We start from the raw sequence: 25,164 nt of genomic DNA, 5'->3' as shown, positions 1-25,164 counted from the left end.
CAGGTCGCCATGAATGGCGACCCTACGGGATTTGTAGCGATGGTGAGTCAGGAAAATGCATAGTCGCTGCAGCGCGGGTGTTGAGGCGACATCCCAAACCGCTGAGCGAATGAGGGATTCCAGGGCGAGTCGCATGGATGCGGCGAGAGGTGGCGCTGAGCAGGAGCGAATCGACACCGGTCCGTAAGGAATCGTGAATGAGTGAAGGCACCGCGAAGCGGCGGGTTGGGCTGGCGCAAGGCCCGGGAGTGCAGAGGGCGCGGCCAGGCGTCCTCTGCTCGGTCGCCGCACGAAGGTGCTGCAACTGCCTCAGCACGAGGCGAACGAAAGTCGCTCTGCGCTTAACTGAGCGGCATTACGACATGAATGGCGACCCTACGACCGCAATTGCGTTTAAATCACCGCGCCACTTGTCGAAAATCCCCAGATCCTGCATCGTAAGAGCCATTTTTTACGATTGCTAAGGAGCTGGCATGCTACTCACTTTTTTCCGTTTCCTGTTCCGCCTGCTGTGGCGTGTGGAACTGCGCGGCGACCTCGCGGCACTGCATAAAGAGAAAGTGCTGATCACCCCCAACCATATGTCATTTCTCGATGGCGTATTGGTGGCGCTGTTTCTGCCGATCAAACCGGTGTTCGCGGTCTATTCATCGATCAGCGACCAATGGTTTATGCGTCTGTTGAAGCCGATTATCGACTTCGTTCCGCTTGATCCCACCAAGCCGATGTCGATCAAACATCTGGTGCGCATGATCAATCAGGGCCGTCCGGTGGTGATCTTCCCGGAAGGACGCATTACCGTGACCGGATCGCTGATGAAGATTTACAGCGGCGCGGGCTTTGTGGCGGCGAAATCCGGTGCCACCGTGGTGCCGATGCGTATCGAAGGCGCGGAATATACGCCGTTTGGTCGTCTGGCGGGCGTGTTTAAACGCCGTCTGTTCCCACGCATCACCTTGACTGTGCTGCCGCCAACGGTAATCCCGATGCCTGAGGCTAAGCGCGCACGCGATCGCCGCACGCTGGCGGGCGAGCACTTGCACCATGTGATGATGGAAGCCCGCATGGCGGTGCGTCCGCGTGAAACGCTGTTCGAGGCTTTCCTCAATGCACGTCAGCGTTATGGCGCGATGAAGCCGTGCATCGAAGACATCAACTTCAAGCCGGATAGCTACACCGGTTTGCTGAAAAAAGCGCTCGGCGTGGGCCGCATTCTCGAACGCTACAGCAAGCAAGGTGAATACGTCGGTCTGCTGCTGCCGAACGCCACGGTGACGGCGGCGGCGATTCTGGGTGCCTCGCTGCGCGGCCGCATTCCGGCGATGCTCAACTACACCGCAGGCGTAAATGGCATGCGTGCGGCGTTGACCGCTTCGCAGGTGAAAACCGTCTTTACTTCGCGCCAGTTCCTCGAAAAAGGCAACCTGTGGCACTTGCCGCAGGGACTCAACGAAGTGCAGTGGATCTATCTGGAAGATCTGAAAGATACCGTCACCTTGCAGGATAAATTGTGGATCGTGGCGCATCTGCTGATGCCGCGCCGTGCGCAGGTGGCGCAGCAGCCGGAAGATGCAGCGATGGTGCTGTTCACCTCCGGTTCGGAAGGCAATCCCAAAGGCGTGGTGCATTCACATAAAAGCCTGCTGGCGAACGTTGAGCAGATTCGTACCGTGGCGGATTTCACCCCGCGTGATCGCTTTATGTCGGCGCTGCCGCTGTTCCATGCTTTCGGTTTAACCGTTGGTTTGTTCACGCCGTTGCTGACCGGCGCGCAGGTGTTTCTCTATCCGAGCCCGCTGCATTACCGCATCGTGCCGGAGCTCGTTTACGACCGTAACTGCACCGTGCTGTTTGGTACTTCGACGTTCCTTGGCAACTACGCGCGTTTCGCCAGCCCTTACGATTTTGCGCGTCTGCGCTATGTGGTGGCAGGCGCGGAGAAATTGCAGGAAGCGACGCGTCAGGTCTACATGGAAAAATACGGCATCCGTATTCTCGAAGGCTACGGCGTGACGGAGTGTGCGCCGGTGGTGGCGATCAACGTGCCGATGGCGGCGAGAAATCACACTGTCGGCCGCATTTTGCCGGGCATGGATTCGCGTCTGATTTCGGTGCCGGGCATTGAGCAGGGCGGTCGCCTGCAGCTGCGCGGTCCAAACGTGATGAACGGGTATCTGCGCGTTGAGAATCCGGGCGTGCTGGAAGTGCCGGTTGCCGATAACGGCGAAGGCGAGATGGAAGCGGGCTGGTACGATACCGGCGATATCGTCAGCTTTGATGAAGGTGGTTTCTGCCAGATTCAGGGCCGTGCGAAACGCTTTGCCAAAATTGCCGGTGAGATGGTGTCGCTGGAGATTGTGGAACAGATCGCGCTGAAAGCCTCCAGCGAGAAACAGCATGCGGCATCGCTGCGCCCAGACGGTAATCGGGGTGAAGCTTTGGTGCTGTTTACTACCGACAGCGAACTGGCTCGCGATATCTTGCTGAAAGCGGCGCGTGAGATTGGCGCACCGGAACTGGCGGTGCCGCGCGATATCCGCGTGATGAAGCAGCTGCCAATGCTGGGCAGCGGCAAACCGGACTATGTCAGCCTCAAGCAGCTGGCGGAAGAGGATCAGGCATGAGCCAGGCGTTAAATAACGATGCACCGCTAATGTCACGCAACATGCTGGCGGTGATTGTGGCGCAGTTCTTCTCAGCATTTGGCGACAACGCGCTGTTGTTCGTTACGCTGGCGGTGCTGAAAAATCAGTTCTATCCGGACTGGAGCCAGCCAATCCTGCAAATGCTGTTTGTTGCCACTTACATTCTGCTTGCGCCATTTGTCGGGCAGATGGCGGATAGCTTCGCCAAAGGTCGGGTGATGATGTTCGCCAACAGCCTCAAGCTGCTGGGCGCTCTGACCATCTGCTTCGGCTTTAACCCGTTCCTTGGCTATACGCTGGTGGGCATTGGCGCGGCATCCTATTCGCCGGCCAAGTACGGCATTCTGACCGAAATCACCAGCGGTGAACGCCTGGTAAAAGCCAACGGCTTGATGGAAGGCTCGACCATTGCAGCGATTCTGCTGGGTTCAGTGGCGGGCGGGATGCTGGCGGACTGGAACCTGGTGGCTGCGCTGGTGGTGTGTGCTATGACCTATGCGATGGCAGTGGTGGCGAACATCTTTATTCCGCGCCTGACGGCGGCGCGTCCGGGCCAGAGCTGGCATTTTGCTGCCATGCTGCGCAGTTTCGTCGCGGCCACGAAGCTGCTGTGGCGTAACGGTGAGACGCGTTTCTCACTGCTCGGTACCAGTTTGTTTTGGGGCGCGGGCGTGACGCTGCGTTTCCTGCTGGTGCTGTGGGTGCCGGTGGCGCTGGGCATCAGCGACAACAAAACCCCAACCACGCTGAATGCAATGGTGGCGATTGGCATCGTGATTGGCGCGGCTGCGGCGGCAAAACTGGTGACGCTACAAACCGTGCGTCGCTGCATGCCTGCCGGTGTGCTGATTGGCGTGATGGTGGTGGTGTTCGCGTTGCAAACCAGCTTGCTGAACGCCTATCTGGTGCTGATGCTGATTGGTGCGCTGGGCGGTTTCTTTGTGGTGCCGCTGAATGCGCTGCTGCAGGAGCGCGGCAAGGAGTCCGTGGGTTCAGGCAACGCGATTGCGGTGCAGAATCTCGGTGAAAATACCGCGATGCTGCTGATGCTGGGATTGTATACCGTGGCGATCAAGCTGGGCGCGCCTGCGGTGGCGACTGGCGTCGGATTCGGTGCGATTTTCGCCGTGGCGATTGCGGTGTTGTGGTGGAAAGGGCGGCGGTAGAAGGTGCGGTGGATTGTACGGTAATTAAAAAGGTCGCCATGAATGGCGACCCTACGGCAGAATATTGTAGGGTGCGCATTTATGCGCACCAGGTCGCCATGAATGGCGACCCTACGGTTTTACGGGGCTGGATAGGTAAACTGGCGATGAATCGCTTCCAGTTCCTCTAACACATCGGCGTTCAGCGTTAGATTGAAACTCTCAACGTTAATTTTCAGCTGCTCCAGCGTGGTAGCGCCCAGCAAAGTACTGGCGACAAACGGTTGTTGACGCACATACGCCAGCGCCATCTGCGACGGATCCATATTGTGCTTCTTCGCCAGCTCAACATAGGCAGCAATCGCCTGATTGGACTGATCGCCGCTGTAACGGGTGAAGCGGCTAAAAAGCGTATTGCGCGCACCGGCGGGTTTCGCACCGTTCAGGTATTTACCGCTCAAGGTACCGAATGCCAGGCTGGAATACGCCAGCAGTTCGACGCCTTCATGCTGACTGATCTCCGCTAAACCGACCTCGAAGCTGCGGTTCAGCAGGCTGTACGGATTCTGGATGGTGACGATACGCGGCAGCTCATGCTTTTCAGCCAGCTGCAGGTAACGCATCACGCCCCACGCGGTTTCGTTCGACACGCCAATGTAGCGAATCTTCCCGGCGCGCACCTGTTCCGTCAGCGCTTCCAGCGTTTCCAGCAGCGTCACCGGCACGCTGGAATCGGTGTATTGATAACCCAGCTTGCCGAAATAGTTGGTCTGACGCTGCGGCCAGTGCAGCTGATAAAGATCGAGATAATCGGTGTTCAGGCGTTTCAGGCTGGCATCCAGCGCTTCGCGGATGTTTTTACGATCCAGCGCCTGGTTCGGGCGAATCGACGCATCCGCGCCGCGTACCGGACCGGCCACTTTACTGGCGAGGATGATTTTGTCACGGCTGCCGCGCTTCTTCAGCCAGCTACCAATGTATTGTTCGGTTAATCCCTGGGTTTCCGGGCGCGGCGGCACCGGATACATTTCCGCGGTATCAATCAGGTTAATACCACTGCTAACCGCGTAATCAAGCTGTGCGTGGGCGTCGGCTTCGCTGTTCTGCTCACCAAACGTCATGGTTCCAAGCCCCAGCTGACTCACTTCCAGCGTGCTATGGGGAATACGGTGATAGTGCATTTGCCGGCATCCTTTTTTCATTATGAAAGGGAATGTTGTGTCCTTTGGGACTATAGCGTGTGAAGCGGCGCGGAAGGAAGAGGGGAAAGTTCGGGAAATCGCCTGCACAAAGGGAAAACGCGTGCAGGCAGGGCAATTTGGCACTTAACGCTCAATGATGGTTGAAACCTCATCACCATTGATCTGCATCTGATGGCCTTTCTCATCGGTGTACTGTACCAATCCGGTCTCTTTATCGATGGCAGGTTTGCCATCTGTCATGATCATGCGGCCATCTTTGGTCGCCATGACGTAATCACTGCTACAACCGCTAAGTAACACGGCAACCAACGCTAAACCCACTGCACTCACCAACCCTTTCATTCTTATCTCCTTCTCGCGACTTCAACAGCAAAAGTGTAGTAATAAATGCTTTCGTCGTTAGGAGTAATCGCATCATTCCTAAAATTATCGGCAGCAATATGCATTTACAGTAAAAAATGTCGCGCCAAAAGCGGACCGGTGAAGCTTTTCTTCAGATAAAAGCCGCGCGGCAGCGTCATGATTGGCTCACCGTGTTCGCCGATAGCTTCGGTCAACGCTTTGCTATTGGCGGCTTTAGGACGGATTTGCAGCCAGGCACCGTGTCGTGCGGTGATGCGCTCCACCTGGCCGAGCACAATCATATCCATCAACTCTTCCCAGTCTTCGCGCAGCTGTTGCTCCTCTTCTTCACTCGGATGCCACAGCAGCGGCGAACCGACGCGGCGCTCGGCCAAAGGCAAGGCACGATCGCCTTCGATCGGGATCCACAGCACTCGCGCCAGTTTGTGCCGCACATGGCTGGTTTGCCAGGTCACGCCGCTATTGCCAGTTAACGGCGCGACGCACACGAAGGTGGTTTCCAGCGGTTTGCCCTGCGCATCCACCGGAATGGTTTTCAGTTCAATTCCAAGATGGGCGAAATCCTGCTCGGCTTTACTGCCGGCGCTGGCGCCCAAATGCAGCTCTAACAGCATGCCAACCCAGCCTTTGTCGCGTTTCAAATCCGCCGGGATCGGCAGGTTAATCTGCGCCGCCAGCGCGGCAAAGGTCTGTCCCGCCAGCTGTTGTGCGCGCTGCAGTAATTCCGCTTCGTTTTCAGGTGGTGACGGTAATAACGGTGAGGAGTGCATGCTAAAACTCACATTGGTTGAAGAGTGAACAGTAAACGCGGGCCGGGTTTGTCCACATGGCAGTTAGTTGAATAACTGTGATAATAGCATGATTCAGCGTGCTTTTTTATTCCAATGGAATGAGGACATCCGATGATATGGCCAGGTTATCCCAGCTTGTTATCGACAATGAACAGGTGTTGAACCTAGTTATCCACAGAAAAGTGGGGTAACACCCCTTTGCCCGTACCCCTGTTTCCATTTACAGCCTTGACTTTCGTGTTTTGAACGCTTTTTTTCCTTTCTTTGACCAGGTTTAGGGCATTCTCTGTGGATAAAAACGTCGGTGATGGATCTTTAACCGATCGAAAAAACCGAGTGGAGTATAACCGTTGATCCTGATCGTAATTTAACGGTTAATAAGTTTTATATCGATGAAATATATCGTATTTATCGCCGCTATTATGCTGCGCGATGAGAATTGTCCGAAGTGGTTATTCAACTCATTCCCGTGTTCTGCACAAAGCTATCCACAGAAAACGTGAATAAGATCGCCGATAAATGGGGTCGTCTGTTTATAACTTGGCTAATCTCTGTGAGTTATCCTGTTTTTATTCCGCCCGCGGCCCGCTATCCAGTGGTTTACCGCCTGTAAGGAGTGTGAAACAATCAGGCTATTCAAATTTAGCTTTGAGGTAGTCCAGTGATCGATGATGATGGCTACCGCCCGAATGTTGGTATCGTAATCTGTAACAGGCAAGGACAAGTGTTGTGGGCCAGGCGCTTTGGACAGCACTCCTGGCAATTTCCTCAGGGAGGCATCAATCCGGGTGAAACTGCTGAACAGGCGATGTATCGCGAACTGTTCGAAGAAGTGGGTTTACACCGCAAAGATGTTCGAATACTTGCTTCAACCCGAAACTGGTTACGCTACAAGTTGCCAAAACGTTTGGTGCGTTGGGACACAAAGCCGGTGTGTATCGGCCAGAAACAAAAGTGGTTTCTTCTGCAGTTGATGTGTAGTGACGCGGAAATCAATGTGCAGCACAGCAGCACGCCGGAGTTTGATGGTTGGCGCTGGGTTAGCTTCTGGTATCCGGTACGTCAGGTGGTCTCTTTCAAGCGCGATGTGTATCGCCGCGTAATGAAAGAATTCGCGGGCGTAGTGATGTCTATGCAGGAGAGTGCGGGGCAGCGTAATAATGCCGCCCAACGACGTAAAAGAGGATAGGCCACGCCCTTTATGCTCACTCAGTTACGCGAAATTGTAGAGAAAGTGGCGAGTGCTCCACGTCTGAATGAAGCACTCGACATTCTGGTAAACGAAATTTGCCTTGCGATGGAAACCGAGGTTTGCTCGGTTTATCTCGCCGATCACGATCGTCGTTGCTACTACCTGATGGCGACACGCGGGCTAAAAAAGCCGCGTGGTCGTACGGTCACGCTGGCGTTTGATGAAGGCATTGTTGGCCTCGTTGGACGCTTAGCCGAGCCGATCAACCTCGCCGACGCGCAAAGCCATCCCAGCTTCAAATACATTCCTTCTGTTAAAGAGGAGCGCTATCGCTCCTTCCTCGGCGTGCCGATCATCAGCCGTCGCCAGCTGCTTGGCGTGCTGGTTATCCAGCAGCGCGAACACCGTCAGTTTGATGAAAGCGAAGAGTCTTTCCTCGTCACGCTCGCCACGCAAATGGCGGGATTGCTGTCGCAGTCGCAGCTCGGTCAACTGTTTGGTCAATTCCGTCAGACGCGGGTAAAAGCCATTGCCGCTGCGCCTGGCGTGGCGGTTGCGCCGGGTTGGGTGGATGAAACCCAGCCGCTGCTCGACCAGGTTTCTGCTGCGTCCACGCTCGACGTGCAGCGTGAACGCGAGCGTCTGGTGCTGGCGATGGGCGAGGCCGGCAACGAATTCCGCCGCTTCAGTAAACGCTTTGCTGCCAGCGTGCAGAAAGAGAGCGCGGCGATCTTCGATCTCTATTCGCACCTGCTTACCGATGCGCGCCTGAAAAAAGATCTGTTTGATGAGATCGAGCGCGGATCGGTAGCGGAGTGGGCGGTTAAAACGGTGATCGAGAAGTTCGCCGAGCAGTTCGCCAACTTGCAGGATCAATATTTACGCGAGCGCGCCGGCGATCTGCGCGTGCTCGGTCAACGTCTGCTGTTCCACCTCGATGATTCACTGGTCGGCACCAATGCCTGGCCGGAACGCTTCGTGTTAGTCGCCGATGAACTCACCGCCACCACGCTGGCTGAATTGCCACAGGAGCGTCTGGCGGGCGTGGTCGTGCGCGACGGTGCCGCCAACTCACATGCGGCGATTTTGACGCGCGCGATGGGCATTCCCACCGTAATGGGCGCGGATATCCTGCCGGCGCAGCTCAACAAACGCTTGCTGATTGTTGATGGCTATCGCGGCGAAGTGCTGATCGATCCCGAACCGGTGCTGGTGCAGGAGTATCAGCGCTTAATCAGCGAAGAGAACGCGCTGAGCAAAATGGCCGAAGGCGTGGTCGAGCAGCCCGGCGAGCTGAAAAGCGGTGAGCGCATTCAGGTGATGCTGAATGCCGGTCTCAGCCCGGAACACGAGCAGGCGCTGGATAACTGGGTGGATGGCATTGGTCTGTACCGCACCGAAATTCCGTTCATGCTGCACAACGGCTTCCCGTCCGAAGAGGAGCAGGTGGCGCAGTATCAGGGCATGCTGCAGCTGTTCTACGACAAACCGGTGACGCTGCGTACGCTGGATGTCGGCGCGGATAAACAACTGCCGTATATGCCAATCAGCGAAGAGAATCCGTGCCTTGGCTGGCGTGGCATTCGCTTAACGCTCGATCAGCCTGAAATCTTTCTGGTGCAGGTGCGCGCCATGCTGCGTGCCAACGTGGCGTCTGGCAACTTAAGCATTCTGCTGCCGATGATCAGCCATATCGACGAAATCGATGATGCGCGTCGTCTGATCGACCGCGCTGGCCGTGAAGTGGAAGAGATGCTCGGCTATGTGATTCCTAAGCCGCGCATTGGCATCATGATTGAAGTGCCGTCGATGCTGTTTATGATCCCGCATCTGGCGGATCGCGTGGATTTTGTCTCCGTCGGCACCAACGATTTGACGCAATATTTGCTGGCGGTCGATCGTAACAACACGCGCGTAGCGAACCTGTATGATTCGCTGCATCCAGCGATGCTACGGGCGCTCCACACTATCGCCAGCGAAGCCCGCCAGGCCAAACTGGAGCTCTGCTTGTGTGGTGAAATGGCCGGCGATCCCATGTGTGTCGCGCTGTTAGTGGGCATGGGATATCACCATCTCAGCATGAACGGCAAGAACGTGCCGCGTGTGAAATATCTGCTGCGTCACCTCGACTTTGAAGAGGCGCAGAAGCTCAGCGAGCATGGACTGGCTGCGCATACCGCCTCGGAAGTGCGCCATCTGGTCTCCACCTTTATGGAGCGCCGTGGTTTAGGCGGTTTGATTCGCGGCGGGCGTTAACGGTTACATCTTCGCGACCTGTGTTAAACGTGGCTGTGCTATTATGCGCGGCCTTTTATTATGTGAACCCTTAGCCAGACCCGTTTCAGGGCAGAAAAAAACAGTGGTGAAAGATGACTGACGGCTACATTTCGTTTCCCCAATTCGATCCGGTAATTTTCTCTATCGGACCGGTTTCGCTTCACTGGTACGGCTTGATGTATCTGGTGGGCTTTGTATTTGCCATGTGGCTGGCGACGCGACGCGCCAACAAACCTGGCAGCGGCTGGAAAAAAGAGGAAGTGGAAAACCTGCTGTATGCGGGCTTCCTCGGCGTATTCCTCGGTGGACGTATCGGCTATGTGTTGTTCTACAACCTGCCGCTGTTCCTGGAAAATCCGCTGTATCTGTTCAAGGTCTGGGATGGCGGCATGTCGTTCCACGGCGGCCTGATTGGGGTGATTGTGGTGATGCTGATCTTCGCACGCCGCACCAAGCGCACTTTCTTCCAGGTGGCGGATTTCATTGCACCGCTGATCCCGTTTGGTTTGGGTGCCGGTCGTCTCGGTAACTTCATCAACGGCGAACTGTGGGGCCGCGTGGCACCCGACTTCAAATACGCGATGTTGTTCCCTGGTTCACGCAGCGAAGATATCGCGCTGGCGGCCAATAATCCGCAGTACCAGGAGTTGCTGAACACCTACGGCGTGTTGCCGCGTCATGCATCGCAGCTGTATGAGCTGTGCCTCGAAGGCATCGTGCTGTTCATCATTCTCAACCTGTTTATTCGCAAGCCGCGCCCCATGGGCAGCGTCTCGGGCCTGTTCCTGATTGGCTACGGCGCTTTCCGCATTATCGTGGAGTTCTTCCGTCAGCCGGATGCACAGCTTGGCCTGTTTGAAGGCGGCGTCAGCATGGGACAGATTCTGTCGATCCCAATGATTCTGGCCGGTGTGATTATGATGATCTGGGCGTATCGTCGTCGCCCGCAGCAACAAACTCGTGAGGTAAAATGAAACAGTATCTGGACCTAATGCAACATGTGCTGAATGAAGGCGCAGAAAAGGCCGACCGTACCGGCACCGGCACGCTCTCCATCTTTGGCCACCAGATGCGTTTCAATTTGCAGAACGGTTTTCCGCTGGTCACCACCAAGAAAGTGCACCTGCGCTCGATCATTCATGAGCTGCTGTGGTTCCTGAAAGGTGAAACCAACATTGGTTACCTGAAAGAGAACAAGGTCACCATCTGGGACGAATGGGCAGATGAGAACGGCGATCTTGGCCCGGTGTACGGCAAGCAGTGGCGCAGCTGGGGCAGCGCTTCGGGCGAAGAGATTGATCAAATCAGTAAAGTGATTGAGCAGTTGAAGCGTGACCCGGATTCACGCCGCATCATCGTCTCGGCGTGGAACGTGGGCGAGCTGGATCAAATGGCGCTGGCACCTTGCCACGCCTTCTTCCAGTTCTACGTGGCGAACGGCAAGCTCTCTTGCCAGCTCTATCAGCGTTCGTGCGATATCTTCCTTGGTCTGCCATTCAATATCGCTAGCTACGCGCTGCTGGTGCATATGGTGGCGCAGCAGTGCGACCTCGAAGTCGGTGATTTTGTCTGGACCGGTGGCGACACCCATCTGTACAGCAACCATTTAGAGCAAGCACGCCTGCAGTTGACGCGCGAACCGCGTCCGTTGCCGAAGCTGGTGATCAAGCGTAAACCAGCCTCTATCTTCGATTATCAGTTCGATGATTTCGAGATTGAAGGTTACGATCCGCATCCAGCGATTAAAGCGCCCGTCGCAATTTAAAGCCACTCTCGTAGGGTCGCCATTCATGGCGACCTCTACTCACCCGCACCTCAATCCTCACTGCATCTCACTCCCCAGCCGCACCTTAATCCTGAACCCGCCTCACAAAACGCTGTATCCCACTGCACACCTCAACCGATTCCCTGCACAACGTTTTCCAACGCTGATTTCCCTCGCTTGTTCAACCCCATGCCGCTGGGCACATTACCCGCCATGAACAGAAACGATAACTACGGCTTCACCTTGCCCGAACTGTTATTGGTGATGGTGATCGCCGGCATACTTAGCGTTGGCGCGCTACATGGCTGGCAGCGCTGGCAGCAGTATCAACAGCTGCGCGACAGCGTACTGCAACTGCAGGGATTTCTGCTGCGTTTGCGCGCCCATGCTAACTGGCACAATCGCGATCTCACGCTGTGGCTACAAAGCGGTGAAAACGGTTGTCTTGGCGTGGGAGCCAAACCGGCAGAAGGCTGCGCATTGCCCTCGCGCTGGTTATTTAAACCACCGCACGACAGTGTGCGCATTGTCGCCATCACCGGTGACGTTGGTTTTTACGGTCGGCGTGATGTCGCACGTCCCGGCAGCATCGATCTCGCCAGTGCGACCGGACGCTGGCGCTTAATCATCTCCGCCAGAGCGCGCATTCGTGCCTGTCAGCCGGGAGAGAAAGGATGCGAATAGCGCAACGCGGATTCAGCCTGCTGGAGATGCTGATTGCCATGGCGATAGGCGCGGTACTGATGGTCAGCGTCGGGCGGTTTTTACCGCTGCTGCTGGAGCAGAATCTGCGCCTGCAACAGCGCGTGCAGTTGCAGCAGGAGCTGCAGCAGATCGCCAATACGCTGCAAAAAGCGCTGCGCCGTGCCGGCTACTGCCACGGCCAGTGCAGCGGTTCGGCGCTGACGCTCGCCGTCAGCGGCAGTTGCGTGCTGCTGCGCTGGGATGAGAACAGCAACGGGCGCTGGGAAGGTGTGGGTCACAGTGAAAGTGATTATTACGGCTATCGGCTGCGCAGCGGACAGCTTGAAATGCAGCGTGGCGTGGATGAGTGCAACAGCAGCGGTTGGGAGAAACTCTCCGATCCGGCATTTCTCACCATCGATGCCTTCAAGATTGAACGACAAGGAACGCGTCTGGTGCTGCAACTGGCGGGACACGCCAACAGCCAAAGCGTGGAGCTGGAAAACTGGATTGAAGGAATCAATCTGTGAAGCAGCGCGGCAATAGCACACTGGGCATGGTGCTGATGATGTTGCTGATGGGCGGATTGACGCTACACGCCACGCGGACTCAGCTTTCGCAAAGCATGGTATTAGTGGCTGACGAGCAGCAGCACAGTCAGGATTTCTGGCAGGCGCAGGCGGCGTTAGAGTGGGGCAGCGTGCAAAACTGGCCGCAGGCCACCGGCTGGCAATGCCAGCAATGGACAGCAGAGCAGTGGCAAAGCTGCCTGCTACGAATGGAGGATGACAATGCGTTGTTATCGGGACATGGAGAAGGGCGCGGGCTGTGGCTCTATCGTTGGGTATCAATCCCCAACACGCAACCACAGCCGCAAGCGCATGGCTGGATCGATTACTGTCCGCTGTCGCAGCCGGCGCTGTGCCAGCCAGAAGCAGCAGGGCTTTAGCCTCGCGGAAACGCTGGTGGCGATGCTGTTGCTGGCGATGACCATCAGCACCTTGCTGCAATATCATCGCGTGCTGGCGCTGGGTTTTAGCCAGCAGTGGCAGCAGCGTCAGGCGTGGCGTGTTGCCGGTCAGGCGCTGCTTGGACGTGAGGTTGAGGGATGGCAGAGTCAGCGCCAGCAGCAGAGCCTGGCGGGCGGCTGTACGCTGGAGCGCATTACGGTTACGGGTCCACAGCAGCGTTCCGCCTCACTGGCGCAGCTCAATTGCCACTAGCGGTAGGCATCGCAGGTGATAAACGGTAGAGTGGCTCGGCTGCGTTGTTGTCTTGTGTTTAGGAGAAATATGTTCCGGGTCTATCACTCAAATCAGCTTGATCTGTTGAAAAATCTGGCAGGAATTCTGATTGAAAATCAACCGCTGGCCGATCCGCTGGCGGCTGAGCAGGTGCTGGTACAAAGCCCAGGTATGGCGCAGTGGCTGCAAATGGAGCTGGCTAACAGTTTTGGCATTGCCGCCAACATCGATTTCCCGCTGCCTGCCAGCTTCATCTGGAACATGTTCGTTAAGGTGCTGCCCGATATTCCTGAAGAGAGCGCCTTCACTAAAGCCAGCATGAGCTGGAAGCTGATGCATCGCTTGCCAACTTTGCTGGAGCAGGATGCATTCCAGCCGCTGCGTCACTACCTCAATGATGACGACGACAAACGCAAGCTGTATCAGCTCAGCGCCCGTGTTGCTGACCTGTTTGACCAATATCTGGTGTATCGCTCGGACTGGCTCAACAGCTGGGAGCGCGGTGAAATGATTGATGGCTTGGGTGAATCGCAGCAGTGGCAGGCGCCGCTGTGGTGCGATCTGGTCAACTTTACCGTGAGCCTGGGTCAGCCGATGTGGCATCGCGCCAATCTCTATGCGCGCTTCATCCAAAAGCTGGAACAGGCGGAAACGCCGCCGCCGGGCTTGCCGCAGCGCGTATTTATTTGCGGTATTTCCGCGCTGCCGCCGGTCTATCTCCAGGCGCTGGAAGCGCTGGGTCGGCACATTGATATCCATCTGCTGTTCACCAATCCCTGCCGTCATTATTGGGGCGACATTCAGGATTATGCCTTCCTGGCGAAGCTGCAAAGCCGCCAGCGCCGCCGCATACAATCGGATGAGCTGCAGCCGCTGTTCCGCGATCCGGCTAGCGCGTCGGCATTGTTTAACGACATCGGTGAGCAGCAGCTGACCAATCCGCTGCTGGCGTCATGGGGCAAACTGGGGCGAGATAACCTGTTTCTGCTGAGCCAGATGGAATCCTCCGCCAACGACATTGATGCCTTCGTAGAGATGCCACAAGACAATCTGCTGCACAGCTTGCAAGCAGATCTGCTCAATCTGGACGATAGAGCGGTCATTGGCCTTAATGCGGGAGAATTGGCGAACAGCGCCGAGAAACGCCTGCTTGATCCTGACGATCGCTCGATCACGCTGCAGGTGTGTCATAGCGCTCAGCGTGAAGTTGAAGTGCTGCAGGATCATCTGCTCACGCTGATGGAGGCCAATCCCGAACTCAAGCCGCGCGACATCATCGTGATGGTGGCGGATATCGACAGCTACGCCCCTTTTATTCAGGCCGCTTTTGCCAGTGCACCGAGCGAACGCTATTTGCCGTTCGCCATCTCCGACCGTCGCGCCAGTCAGGCGCACCCGGCGATCCTGGCGCTGCTCAGCTTGCTGTCGCTGCCTGAAAGTCGTTTTGCCTCCGAAGATGTGCTGGCACTGCTTGAGGTTCCTGCATTGGCGCAGCGCTTCTCGGTGGATGAAAGCGGGCTGCGCCTGCTGCGCCGTTGGGTGATGGAATCCGGCATTCGCTGGGGATTGGATGATGCCAGCGTGGAAGCGCTGGCGCTGCCGGTAACCGGACAACACACCTGGCGCTTCGGCCTGCAGCGCATGCTGCTCGGCTATGCGCTGGAGAGCCGCAACGGTGACTGGCAAGGGATTCTGCCGTATGACGAATCCAGCGGTTTGATCGCTGAGCTGGCGGGTCATCTGGCCGAATTGCTATCGCGACTGGAAGAGTGGCGTGCGCGTCTGACAGAAGAACGTACGCTGGCAGAGTGGCAGCCGCTGTGTCGTGAGCTGATTGAGTGCTTCTTTAGCGGAGACGCCGAAAGTGAAGCCGCGCTACTGCTGGTGGAAACCCAGTGGAAACAGATTATCGAACAGGGCATGCAGGCGGCGTATCAACAGCCGATTCCGGTTACGCTGCTGCGCGATGAGCTGCGTTCACGCCTCGATCAACAGCGCATCAGCCAACGTTTTCTCGCCGGACCCATCAACTTCTGTACGCTGATGCCGATGCGTTCGATTCCCTTCAAAGTGGTGTGTTTGCTGGGCATGAACGATGGCGTCTATCCGCGCACCTTAGCACCGCTTGGTTTCGACCTGATGCAGCAACAGATGCGCAAAGGCGACCGCAGCCGCCGCGATGATGACCGCTATCTGTTCCTCGAAGCGTTGATCTCGGCGCAGCAGCAGCTCTATATCAGCTACATTGGCCGGGCGATTCAGGACAACACGGAGCGCTATCCATCGGTATTAGTGAGCGAGCTGGTAGATTATCTGGGACAAAGCTTCCGGTTGCCGGGTGATGAGGCACTTGAACCCGATATCAGCGAGCAACGCGTGCGCGAACATCTGCAAAAGCTGCATAGCCGCATGCCGTTTGCCGCAGAGAACTTCCAACCGGGCGCACCCGGGCAAAGCTTTGCTGCGGAGTGGCTGCCAGCGGCCAGCGGGAGCGGCGTGGCACAACCTGATTTTGTGCAGCCCTTGCTGCCTGCACCGTTAGAAACCTTGTCGCTGGAGCAACTGCTGCGTTTCTGGCGTCATCCGGTGCGCGCCTGGTTCCAGCAGCGCTTGGGTGTGGCTTTCTGGATGGAAGAGAGTGAGCTGCCCGACAGCGAACCGTTCGCGCCTGATAGCCTGGAACGCTACCAAATCAACGCCCAACTGCTGAATACGCTGGTCAATGGTGACGATCCGGCGCAGCTGTATGCGCGTCACCGCGCCGCAGGCAATCTGCCTTATGGCGCATTCGGGGAACTTTTCTGGCAGAGCCAGACCGAAGAGATGCAGGAGGTGGCCGCCGAGGTGAGCGGTCAACGCCAGCCAGCCGAAAGTTGGGAAATCAATCTGGCGCTCGGCGCAGTGCAATTGACCGGCTGGCTGACGCAGGTGCAAGCTGATGGCCTGCTGCGCTGGCGTCCGGGCGTGCTGAACATGAATGATGGCCTGCTGTTATGGCTGGAACATCTGGTGTATTGCGCATTGGGCGGCAGCGGTGAAAGCCGCATGTACGGCCGTAAACAGAGTCACTGGCGCTTCGCGGCGCTGCCTGCTGAACAGGCGCTGTCGCTGCTGAATGAGTATGTTGCGGGTTATCAGACCGGATTAGTCCAGCCGCTGATGCTACTGAATAAGTCCGGCGGTGCCTGGCTGGAAGCCAGCTTTGATAGCAAGTCACAGCAGTTGCTGGAAGACGAAGCAACGCAGAAAAAGGCACTTAACAAATTGCTGCAAGCCTGGCAGGGTGGTTTCCAGGTGGAAGGCGAGGGCAGCGATCCCTATCTGCAACGCCTGAGTCGCTCATTGGATGATGATGCCGTGCAGGAGATAACTGCCGCCGCACGCCAATGGTATTTGCCGGTGCGCCTGGCGCATCAAAATGATGAATAGCAAGGGAATACGGCCTCGTTTGAGGTTGTTCCTGACACGATAAGAAAGTTTGTCTATTTCACCGCTGGGCACACAGCCAGCGGAAAAGGGTAACGTAAGGGGTTTAAATGCGGATTTACGCACGCTGGATTGGAGCGCTGCTGCTGAGCACGTTAGCGCTGAATGCCTTTGCCGATACCGATCGCGGCTGGCAACCCATCAATGACACCATTCGTAAAAGCGATCACGATCCACGCAGTTACCAGGCGATTACGTTAAACAACGGCATGACCGTGCTGCTGGTCTCGGATGCCGAAGCGCCTAAATCATTGGCGGCGCTGACCTTGCCGATCGGTTCGCTGGACGATCCTAATCAGCAACTGGGTTTGGCGCACTATCTCGAACACATGGTGTTGATGGGATCAAAGCGTTATCCACAGCCTGATAACCTCGCCGAATTCCTGAAAAAAAATGGCGGCAGCCACAATGCCAGCACCGCGTCGTATCGCACGGCGTTCTATCTGGAAGTGGAAAACAGTGCGCTGCAGCCAGCGGTAGACCGACTGGCCGATGCGATTGCTGAACCGCTGCTCGATCCGGTTAATGCCGATCGTGAACGCCATGCGGTCAACGCAGAACTCACCATGGCTCGCTCACGCGATGGCTTGCGCATGGCGCAGGTGGGCGCAGAAACCCTTAACCCTGCGCATCCGGGTTCGCGCTATTCCGGCGGCAACCTCGATACGTTAAGTGACAAGCCGGACAGCAAATTACATCAGGCGCTGACCGATTTTTATCACAGCCATTATTCCGCCAATCTGATGAAGGCGGTGATCTACAGCAACAAACCGCTGCCAGAGATGGCCGACATTGCGGCGAAAACCTTTGGTCGTGTGGCTAATCATCAGACCACTGTGCCAGAGATTGACGTGCCGGTGGTGACCGACGCGCAGAAGGGCATCATTATCCATTACGTGCCTGCCCAGCCGCGCAAGCAGTTAAAAATTGAGTTCCGCATCCCGAACAACAGCGGCCAGTTCCGCAGCAAAACCGATACGCTGATCAGCTACATTCTCGGCAATCGCAGTAAAAACACCCTGAACGACTGGCTGCAAAAGCAGGGGCTGGCGGATGGCGTCAGTGCCGGTGCTGACCCAATGACCGAGCGAAATAGCGGCGTCTTTGCTATCAGCGTCTCGTTAACCGACAAAGGTCTGGCGCAGCGCGATGAAGTGGTCGCTGCGGTGTTCAACTACCTTGATATGCTGCGCAGTAAAGGCATCAGCAAAGAGTACTTCGATGAAGTCTCCCACGTGCTGGCGCTGGATTTCCGTTATCCATCAATTACCCGCGATATGGATTACATCGAGTGGCTGGTGGATACCATGCTGCGGGTGCCGGTTGAACACACGCTGGATGCGCCGTATCTGGCCGATCAGTTCGATCCCGCCGCAATCAAAACGCGTCTCGATGAAATGACGCCGCAGAACGCGCGTATCTGGTACATCAGCCCGCAGGAGCCGCATAACAAAGAGGCCTACTTTGTGAATGCGCCGTATCAGGTGGACAAAATCAGCGATGCCCAGTTCAGCGACTGGCAGCAACGCGCCGCACAGCTCCAGCTGTCGATGCCCACGCTGAATCCCTACATTCCGTCGGATTTCTCCATCATTCCCTCCGATGGCAAAACCTACGATCATCCGGTAGCACTGACCAATGGCGACAGCATGCGTATTTACTGGATGCCAAGTCAGATGTTTGCCAGCGAACCGAAAGCCGCTATCACCCTGGCGCTGCGCAACAAATCCGCGATTAGCGATGCGCGCCAGCAGGTGCTGTTTGGCTTGAATGACTATCTCTCCAGCCTGGCGCTGGATGAATTGAATTCGCAGGCCTCGGTTGGCGGCATCAGTTTCTCCACCGGGGAAGATGATGGCATCGTGTTTAGCGCCAGTGGTTTTACCCAACGTTTGCCGGAATTGCTGAAGAAGCTGGTGGAAGGTTACGCCACCTTTACGCCGGATCAGCAGCAGCTGGAGCAGGCCAAATCCTGGTATCTGGATCGACTGGAAGCAGCAGAGAAGGGCAAAGCGTTTGAGCAGGCGATTCAGCCGATGCAGATGTTGTCGCAGCTGCCTTACACCCAGCGTGAAACGCGCCGCAAACTGGTGAAGGACATCACGCTGAAAGAGGTCACCGATTACCGCGATGCGCTGATTCATCATGCAACACCCGAGATGATGGTGGTGGGCAATCTCTCTGCCGATCGCGTTAAACAGCTCGGCGATGAACTGCAGCAGCAGTTGCAGAGCGATGGTCACGGCTACTGGCACAGTGATTATGTGACGGTGGATAAAGCGATGAAGGCCAATCTGCAAAAAGCCGGCAGCAGCACTGATTCGGCGCTGGCCGCGCTATATGTGCCGTTGGGCTACAGCGAATATCAAAGCATGGCTAACAGCACCATGCTGAGCCAGATCGTTCAACCCTGGTTCTACAACCAATTGCGCACCGAAGAGCAGCTCGGTTATGCGGTGTTTGCGTATCAGATGCCGATTGGACGCCAATGGGGCATCGGTTTCCTGCTGCAAAGTAACAGCAAGCAGCCGGCGTTTTTACTGCAACGCTTCCAGGCGTTTTATCCGCAGGCTGAACAGCGTCTGCGCAGCATGAAAGCGGAAGATTTTGCCCAGTATCAGCAGGCGCTAATCAACGATATGAAGCAGCGCCCGCAAACGCTGGATGAAGAGGCGAACCGCTTTAACCGTGACTTTAAACGTCAGAACTTTGCTTTCGATACGCGTGAAAAAGCGATTGAGCAAATTCAGCAACTGACGCCAGCCGGTCTGGCCGACTTCTTCCATCAGGCGGTCTTAGCACAAACAGGCATGGCGATGATTTCGCAGATTGGCGGCAGCCATGATGGCGCGACCAAAGATGACTACGCGCAACTGCCGGGCTGGACCACATGGGATGAGGTCCAGAAGCTGCAGCAATCGTTGCCCGTAAAGAGTGACGCGCAATGAGTCTGCTACCTGAATCGCTCAATCCTCTGACGCTGCCGCTGCGCGGTGAGCGTCTGATTGAGGCCTCAGCCGGAACCGGTAAAACCTTTACCATCGGGCTGCTCTATCTGCGGCTGTTACTGGGATTGGGCGGACAACATGCTTATTCGCGTCCGCTGTCGGTAGAAGAGATTCTGGTGGTGACCTTTACCGAGGCCGCTACCGCTGAACTACGCGGGCGTATTCGCGCCAACATCCACGAGCTGCGGCTCGCCTGCCTGCGCGGCGTCAGCGGCAACCCGGTGCTGATGCAGCTGCTGCAGGAGATTCCGCAACCCGCCGATGCCGCTTCGCTGCTGCTGGCCGCCGAACGCCAGATGGATGAAGCCGCCATTTTCACCATCCACGGCTTCTGCCAGCGCATGCTGAATCTCAACGCCTTTGAGTCTGGCATGCTGTTTGAACAACAGCTGATTGAGGATGAGCAGCTACTGCTGCGCCAGGCGACCGCCGATTTCTGGCGTCGTCACTGCTATCCGCTGACGCTGGATGTCGCGCGGGTGATTGTCAGCGAATGGAGCGGCCCGGAGCAGTTACTTTCCACTTTGCGTCCGTGGTTGCAGGGCGAATCTCCCAGCCTGCGTCTGCCGCCTGCCGACAGTGAAACTCTGGCTTCGCGCCACAGCGAAAATCTGGCGCGTATCGCCGCGATGAAAGCGCAATGGCTGGCGGTGGGTGAAGAGGTGCTGACGCTGGTGGGGCAATCCGATGTGGATAAGCGCAGCTACAGCAGCAAAAATTTGCCGGTTTGGGTCAACAAAGTCAGCTTCTGGGCGCAGAGCGAAACGCGTGATTATCAGGTGCCTGCCGAACTGGCGCGCTTCGGTCAGAGCATGCTTGAAGAGAAGACCAAAAAGGGCAATCCGCCGCATCACACTGTGTTTGACGCCATCGACACTTTCCTTGCCCAACCGCTGTCGCTGCGCGATCTGGTGATTGCGCGCGCGCTGGTAGAGGTTCGCGCTGCGGTGCGCAAAGAGAAACGTCAGCAGGCACTGTTGGGTTTTGATGACCTGCTGAGCCGCCTCGACGAAGCACTTCAACAGCCGAGCGGTGAGCAACTGGCTCAGGCGATTCGCCAGCGTTTCCCGGTGGCGCTGATAGATGAGTTTCAGGACACCGATCCGCTGCAATATCGCATCTTCCGCACGCTTTATATCAATCAGCCAGCGCATGCGCTGCTGCTGATTGGCGATCCCAAACAGGCGATTTACGCATTTCGTGGCGCGGATATTTTTACCTATATCCGCGCGCGCAGTGAAGTCAGTGCGCACTACACGCTGGACACCAACTGGCGCTCGTCGCCAGCGATGGTTAATAGCGTCAACCAGCTGTTTGCACGCCTCGACGCGCCATTCCTGTTCGCCGAGATCCCGTTCCAGCCGGTGCAGTTCGCACCACCGAACCAGCCGTTGTCTCTTAGCATCGATCAGGTTGAGCAAGCGGCGTTACGCTTCTGGCTGCAGCCGGGCGAAGGCTGCAGCGTTGGCGATTATCAACAACGTATGGCGCAGCAGTGTGCGGCCGATATAAGTCGCTGGTTGCAGGCCGGGCAGCAGCAGCGCGCGATGCTGGGCAAAGCGCCCAATTTGCGGCCGGTACAAGCCTCAGACATCACCGTGCTGGTACGCAGCCGTAATGAAGCCAACCTCATTCGCGAAGCGCTGAATCTGCTGGGGATTCCGTCTGTTTACCTGTCGAATCGCGATAGCGTATACACCACGCCGGAAGCGCGCGAGCTGTTATGGCTGTTGCAGGCGGTACTGGCGCCGGAGCAGGAGCGTATGCTGCGCACCGCACTGGCAACCTCGCTGTTTGCCTTTGATGCCTCGCAGCTGGATGCGCTGGATCAGGATGCGCGCGGCTGGGATGAACTGGTTGATACCTTTGCCCGCTGGCAGCTGGTGTGGCAGCAGCGTGGCGTCTTGCCGATGCTGCGCGAGATGATGCTGGAGCGTCAGCTGGCGGAAAATCTGCTGGCCTCGGAGAACGGCGAGCGTCGGCTGACGGATTTACTGCATCTGGGCGAACTGCTGCAGGAAGCGGCTGCGCAGCTGGATAGCCCACATGCGCTGGTGCGTCATCTGGCACAGCAGATCGCGCGTCCGGACAGCCAGTCTGCCAGCCAGCAGCTGCGTCTCGAGAGCGATCGCCATCTGGTGCAGATCGTCACCATCCACAAATCTAAAGGCCTGCAATATCCGTTAGTGTGGCTGCCGTTTGCCGCCGGTTTCCGCGAGGCCGATACCGCGCTCTATCACGATCGTGAGAACTTTGACGCGGTGCTGGATCTGCAAGCCGACGAGCAGAGCCTGGCGCTGGCCGAACAGGAGCGTCTGGCAGAGGATTTACGTCTGCTCTACGTGGCGTTAACCCGTTCGATCTATCACTGCAGCGTCGGCGTGGCACCGCTGTTTCGCGGCACGCGCAAGAAAGAGGGCGAGAGCGATTTGCATAAAAGCGCGCTCGGTTTTCTGTTGCAGCGCGGCGAAGCGGCGACCGCCGAACAGCTCGGTGCGTTACTGCATGACATGGACGCGGCGGGCACCGATGTGGTGCTGGCAGAAGATATGCAAGCCGAGCGCTGGCAGGTTGAGGCTATCGCTGATAGTGAATTGGGCGCGCGATCCGTAACGCGTGTGCTGGCCGATCCGTGGCGCGTCACCAGTTATTCCGGTTTGCAGCAGCACAGTGCTCATCGTCTGCTTGAGGTGATGCCGAATTTTGATGTCGAAGCGGCGGGCGAAGAGGATCGTGAAGAGGAAGGGGAGGCGGCGCTAACGCCACATCACTTCCCGCGCGGTGCTGCGCCGGGAACGTTTTTACATGAGCTGTTTGAATCGCTGGATTTCCCGCAGCCGCCTTCTGAAGAGATGCTGGCGCAACATCTGCAGCAAAACGGCTATCCGCTGCACTGGCTGCCGATGCTCAGTGCGTGGATTACGCGCGTATTAAGCACGCCGCTCAACGCGCAGGGCATTCATCTGGCGCAGGTTCAGAGCTGCGATCGTTTGGTGGAGATGGCGTTCTATCTGCCAATTGACAACGTGCTGACCGCGCGTGAATTGAGCGCGTTAATTTCTCAGGATGCGTTATCGGCGCAGGCTCCGCCGCTCGATTTCCGTCAGGTGCAGGGCATGCTGAAAGGCTTTATCGATCTGGTGTTCCGCTGGCAGGGCAAATATTACCTGCTGGATTACAAATCCAACTGGCTCGGCGACAGCCATGAAGCTTACACGCCGCAGGCAATGGAGCAGGCGATGATCGACCACCGCTACGATTTGCAGTATCAGCTCTACACGCTGGCGCTGCACCGCTATTTACAACATCGCGTGCCGGATTACGATTATGAGCAGCATTTCGGCGGCGTGTTTTATCTCTTCCTGCGTGGCATGGACGGCAGCTCGCCAGACAACGGCGTGTTCCATACCCGTCCCACCTTCGACTTCATTTCACAACTGGATAGCCTGTTTCGCGGGCCGGGAGCGACAGCATGAGCTGCATGACCGCGCTTTTAGCGCAGGCAGCTGAGCTGCGTTTGCTGCGCTCGCTGGATGTCCAGTTCGCCCAACTGCTGGCCGATGACGAGCAACCAGCGCGTTTGCTGCTGGCGGCGTGCCTGAGTGCGGAGGCGGGAGATGGGCATGTCTGTTTGCCGTTATCACAGCTAAGCCGCGACAACCTGTTTAAAGGGCGTCATGCGGAGCTGGCGCAGGCCATCTGGCAAGCGGCAGGCGAACCGCAGGATTGGCCCGCAATTTTAGGCGGCTGGTCGGCGCTGAGTAGCAGCGAGCAAGCGGCGCCCATCGTGCTGAGCGAAGATCGTCTCTATCTGCATCGTCTTTGGCACAACGAAGGGCAGGTGGCGCGCTTCTTTCTGTCACCGTCGACAGCACAACCTTTTGCGGCTGAAGAGGTGCGGCAAGTGCTGGATCAGCTGTTTGGCACCGAGCCGGATAACTGGCAGAAGATTGCGGCTGCGGTGGCGCTGACGCAGAAAACTGCAGTGATCTCGGGCGGTCCGGGCACCGGCAAAACCACCACAGTAGCAAAACTGCTGGCGGCGCTGATCCGTCTCAGTGAAGGCGCGTTACGTATTCAGTTAGCTGCACCAACCGGCAAAGCGGCGGCGCGTCTCACCGAATCGCTGGGCAAGGCGCTGCAAAAGCTGCCGGTGAGTGAGGCGGAGCGGCAGCGCTTTCCTGCCGAGGCCACCACGCTGCACCGCTTGTTGGGCGCGCAGCCGGAAACGCAACGCCTGCGCTATCATGCCGGGAATCCGCTGCATCTGGATGTGCTGGTGGTGGATGAAGCCTCAATGGTCGATCTTGGCATGATGGCGAATCTGATTGCCGCATTGCCAGCGCAGGCGCGCGTGGTGTTCCTCGGCGATCGCGATCAGCTGGCATCGGTGGAAGCGGGCGCGGTGCTCGGTGATATCTGTCGCTGTGCCGAAGCCGGTTACAGCCCGATGCGTGCTGAGCAGCTGAGCGCGCTCACCGGCAGCGAGGTCGCCGGCATTGATGACATCAGCGCGCCCGCCGTACGCGACGCGATTTGTCTGCTGCGTAAAAGCTACCGCTTTGACGCCAACTCCGGCATTGGCCAACTGGCCGCAGCGGTTAACGCCGGAGATGCAAAGGGGGTTGAAGCGGCATTCCAGGCAGGGTTCAGCGATATCAGCCGTAAACCTCTGCAGGATGCGGATGCGTATCAGGCGATGCTGACGGAGATTGCCGCCGGTTATCAGCCTTTCCTGAAACTCATTAGCCAACGTGCGGATCCTGCCGAGATTATCGCAGCGTTTGGCCGTTATCAGCTGCTGTGCGCGCTGCGTGAAGGACCGTTTGGTGTGCAGGGATTGAACCAGCGTATTGAGCAGAAACTGATGCAGTTGCAGCTGATTCGTCGGCCAACCGGCGGCAGTCGCTGGTATCAGGGACGTCCGGTGATGGTGACGCGTAACGACAGTGCGCTGGGCCTATTTAACGGAGATATCGGCATTACGCTGTTTGACGAGGAAGGTCTGCTGAAAGTGTTCTTCCCGTTGCCGGACGGCAGCATTAAAGCGGTGCAGCCGAGCCGATTGCCGACCCACGATACCGCGTGGGCGATGACGGTGCATAAATCGCAGGGTTCGGAGTTTGATCACACGGCGCTGGTGATGCCGGCACAGTTTCTGCCGGTGTTAACGCGCGAACTGATTTATACCGCGATTACCCGCGCACGTAAGCAGCTGACGTTGTATAGCGATGACAGCGTGTTCCGCCGTGCCGTGCAGTTGCGCACCCAGCGGCGAAGTGGATTGCTGGAGCGGTTGAGCGGGGAGTAAATGTGGTGCGGTGATGGACAAGGTCGGCATGAATGCCGACCCTACGGGGAA

Annotated in this window: 17 protein-coding genes; 14 read left to right on the top strand and 3 right to left on the bottom strand. The window is 57.2% G+C overall.

Annotation, left to right across the window (positions count from 1 at the left end; all coding sequences use genetic code 11):
* Positions 1-473 precede the first annotated feature (473 nt).
* Positions 474-2,624, top strand: a complete 2,151-nt coding sequence (gene aas, locus ACXIZX_RS14920) for a bifunctional acyl-ACP--phospholipid O-acyltransferase/long-chain-fatty-acid--ACP ligase (RefSeq protein WP_479404442.1) — start codon at positions 474-476, stop codon at positions 2,622-2,624.
* Positions 2,621-3,811, top strand: a complete 1,191-nt coding sequence (gene lplT, locus ACXIZX_RS14915) for a lysophospholipid transporter LplT (RefSeq protein WP_008109254.1) — start codon at positions 2,621-2,623, stop codon at positions 3,809-3,811. Before aas ends, lplT begins: the two co-directional genes overlap by 4 nt.
* Positions 3,812-3,930: 119 nt before the next feature.
* On the opposite strand, the gene ACXIZX_RS14910 is transcribed toward lplT, so the two are convergent.
* The 3 genes from ACXIZX_RS14910 to mutH all read right to left on the bottom strand — a co-directional run bounded on the left by ACXIZX_RS14910 (position 3,931) and on the right by mutH (position 6,125).
* The gene (locus ACXIZX_RS14910) at positions 3,931-4,971 is read right to left on the bottom strand and encodes an NADP(H)-dependent aldo-keto reductase (RefSeq protein WP_008109256.1); all 1,041 of its coding nucleotides are present in this window, start codon (positions 4,969-4,971) and stop codon (positions 3,931-3,933) included.
* A gap of 144 nt (positions 4,972-5,115) precedes the next feature.
* Positions 5,116-5,334 carry a YgdI/YgdR family lipoprotein gene (locus ACXIZX_RS14905; RefSeq protein ID WP_007890930.1) on the bottom strand — a complete coding sequence of 73 codons (219 nt, stop codon included), beginning with the start codon at positions 5,332-5,334 and terminating at the stop codon, positions 5,116-5,118.
* A gap of 104 nt (positions 5,335-5,438) precedes the next feature.
* A complete protein-coding gene (gene mutH / locus ACXIZX_RS14900; RefSeq protein ID WP_154155385.1) occupies positions 5,439-6,125 on the bottom strand; it encodes a DNA mismatch repair endonuclease MutH in 687 nt (228 codons plus the stop codon).
* Between the two features lie 682 nt (positions 6,126-6,807).
* Here mutH and rppH point away from each other — a divergent pair.
* From rppH to recD, 12 genes are all read left to right on the top strand, one after another.
* Positions 6,808-7,335 carry an RNA pyrophosphohydrolase gene (gene rppH, locus ACXIZX_RS14895; protein ID WP_007890933.1) on the top strand — a complete coding sequence of 176 codons (528 nt, stop codon included), beginning with the start codon at positions 6,808-6,810 and terminating at the stop codon, positions 7,333-7,335.
* 12 nt (positions 7,336-7,347) lie between these two features.
* Positions 7,348-9,594: a phosphoenolpyruvate--protein phosphotransferase gene (gene ptsP, locus ACXIZX_RS14890; protein WP_008109260.1), complete on the top strand. Its 2,247-nt coding sequence runs from the start codon at positions 7,348-7,350 to the stop codon at positions 9,592-9,594.
* A gap of 113 nt (positions 9,595-9,707) precedes the next feature.
* Positions 9,708-10,589 (top strand): prolipoprotein diacylglyceryl transferase, encoded by an 882-nt coding sequence (gene lgt, locus ACXIZX_RS14885; RefSeq protein ID WP_008109262.1) that lies wholly within the window; start codon positions 9,708-9,710, stop codon positions 10,587-10,589.
* Positions 10,586-11,380 carry a thymidylate synthase gene (gene thyA / locus ACXIZX_RS14880; protein WP_179452240.1) on the top strand — a complete coding sequence of 265 codons (795 nt, stop codon included), beginning with the start codon at positions 10,586-10,588 and terminating at the stop codon, positions 11,378-11,380. The genes lgt and thyA overlap by 4 nt, the downstream gene beginning before the upstream one ends.
* A 213-nt stretch (positions 11,381-11,593) precedes the next feature.
* A complete protein-coding gene (locus tag ACXIZX_RS14875; protein ID WP_479404441.1) occupies positions 11,594-12,064 on the top strand; it encodes a prepilin-type N-terminal cleavage/methylation domain-containing protein in 471 nt (156 codons plus the stop codon).
* Positions 12,055-12,594, top strand: coding sequence for a prepilin peptidase-dependent protein (locus tag ACXIZX_RS14870; protein ID WP_479404440.1), 540 nt, complete (start codon positions 12,055-12,057; stop codon positions 12,592-12,594). Before ACXIZX_RS14875 ends, ACXIZX_RS14870 begins: the two co-directional genes overlap by 10 nt.
* On the top strand, positions 12,591-13,013 hold the full coding sequence (locus tag ACXIZX_RS14865; RefSeq protein ID WP_479404439.1) for a DUF2509 family protein: 423 nt from the start codon (positions 12,591-12,593) through the stop codon (positions 13,011-13,013). Before ACXIZX_RS14870 ends, ACXIZX_RS14865 begins: the two co-directional genes overlap by 4 nt.
* Complete coding sequence (locus ACXIZX_RS14860; RefSeq protein WP_479404438.1) at positions 12,946-13,287, top strand: prepilin-type N-terminal cleavage/methylation domain-containing protein; 342 nt, start codon at positions 12,946-12,948, stop codon at positions 13,285-13,287. The genes ACXIZX_RS14865 and ACXIZX_RS14860 overlap by 68 nt, the downstream gene beginning before the upstream one ends.
* Positions 13,288-13,356: 69 nt before the next feature.
* Positions 13,357-16,737 carry an exodeoxyribonuclease V subunit gamma gene (recC, locus tag ACXIZX_RS14855; RefSeq protein ID WP_479404437.1) on the top strand — a complete coding sequence of 1,127 codons (3,381 nt, stop codon included), beginning with the start codon at positions 13,357-13,359 and terminating at the stop codon, positions 16,735-16,737.
* Between the two features lie 107 nt (positions 16,738-16,844).
* The gene (ptrA, locus tag ACXIZX_RS14850; RefSeq protein WP_479404436.1) at positions 16,845-19,742 is read left to right on the top strand and encodes a pitrilysin; all 2,898 of its coding nucleotides are present in this window, start codon (positions 16,845-16,847) and stop codon (positions 19,740-19,742) included.
* On the top strand, positions 19,739-23,278 hold the full coding sequence (gene recB / locus ACXIZX_RS14845) for an exodeoxyribonuclease V subunit beta (RefSeq protein ID WP_479404435.1): 3,540 nt from the start codon (positions 19,739-19,741) through the stop codon (positions 23,276-23,278). The genes ptrA and recB overlap by 4 nt, the downstream gene beginning before the upstream one ends.
* On the top strand, positions 23,275-25,113 hold the full coding sequence (gene recD, locus ACXIZX_RS14840; protein WP_479404434.1) for an exodeoxyribonuclease V subunit alpha: 1,839 nt from the start codon (positions 23,275-23,277) through the stop codon (positions 25,111-25,113). The genes recB and recD overlap by 4 nt, the downstream gene beginning before the upstream one ends.
* Positions 25,114-25,164 lie beyond the last annotated feature (51 nt).

Source organism: Candidatus Pantoea symbiotica (assembly GCF_056491525.1).
Note: the sequence above shows the minus strand (reverse complement) of the source record. Positions and strands in the feature narration are given on the sequence as shown.

Coding starts and splice junctions, on each gene's coding strand:
- aas (WP_479404442.1), top strand. CDS start 474: ATGCTACTCACTTTTTTCCGTTTCCTGTTCCGCCTGCTGTGGCGTGTG.
- lplT (WP_008109254.1), top strand. CDS start 2,621: ATGAGCCAGGCGTTAAATAACGATGCACCGCTAATGTCACGCAACATG.
- ACXIZX_RS14910 (WP_008109256.1), bottom strand. CDS start 4,971: ATGCACTATCACCGTATTCCCCATAGCACGCTGGAAGTGAGTCAGCTG.
- ACXIZX_RS14905 (WP_007890930.1), bottom strand. CDS start 5,334: ATGAAAGGGTTGGTGAGTGCAGTGGGTTTAGCGTTGGTTGCCGTGTTA.
- mutH (WP_154155385.1), bottom strand. CDS start 6,125: ATGCACTCCTCACCGTTATTACCGTCACCACCTGAAAACGAAGCGGAA.
- ptsP (WP_008109260.1), top strand. CDS start 7,348: ATGCTCACTCAGTTACGCGAAATTGTAGAGAAAGTGGCGAGTGCTCCA.
- lgt (WP_008109262.1), top strand. CDS start 9,708: ATGACTGACGGCTACATTTCGTTTCCCCAATTCGATCCGGTAATTTTC.
- thyA (WP_179452240.1), top strand. CDS start 10,586: ATGAAACAGTATCTGGACCTAATGCAACATGTGCTGAATGAAGGCGCA.
- ACXIZX_RS14875 (WP_479404441.1), top strand. CDS start 11,594: ATGAACAGAAACGATAACTACGGCTTCACCTTGCCCGAACTGTTATTG.
- ACXIZX_RS14870 (WP_479404440.1), top strand. CDS start 12,055: ATGCGAATAGCGCAACGCGGATTCAGCCTGCTGGAGATGCTGATTGCC.
- ACXIZX_RS14860 (WP_479404438.1), top strand. CDS start 12,946: ATGGCTGGATCGATTACTGTCCGCTGTCGCAGCCGGCGCTGTGCCAGC.
- recC (WP_479404437.1), top strand. CDS start 13,357: ATGTTCCGGGTCTATCACTCAAATCAGCTTGATCTGTTGAAAAATCTG.
- ptrA (WP_479404436.1), top strand. CDS start 16,845: ATGCGGATTTACGCACGCTGGATTGGAGCGCTGCTGCTGAGCACGTTA.
- recB (WP_479404435.1), top strand. CDS start 19,739: ATGAGTCTGCTACCTGAATCGCTCAATCCTCTGACGCTGCCGCTGCGC.
- recD (WP_479404434.1), top strand. CDS start 23,275: ATGAGCTGCATGACCGCGCTTTTAGCGCAGGCAGCTGAGCTGCGTTTG.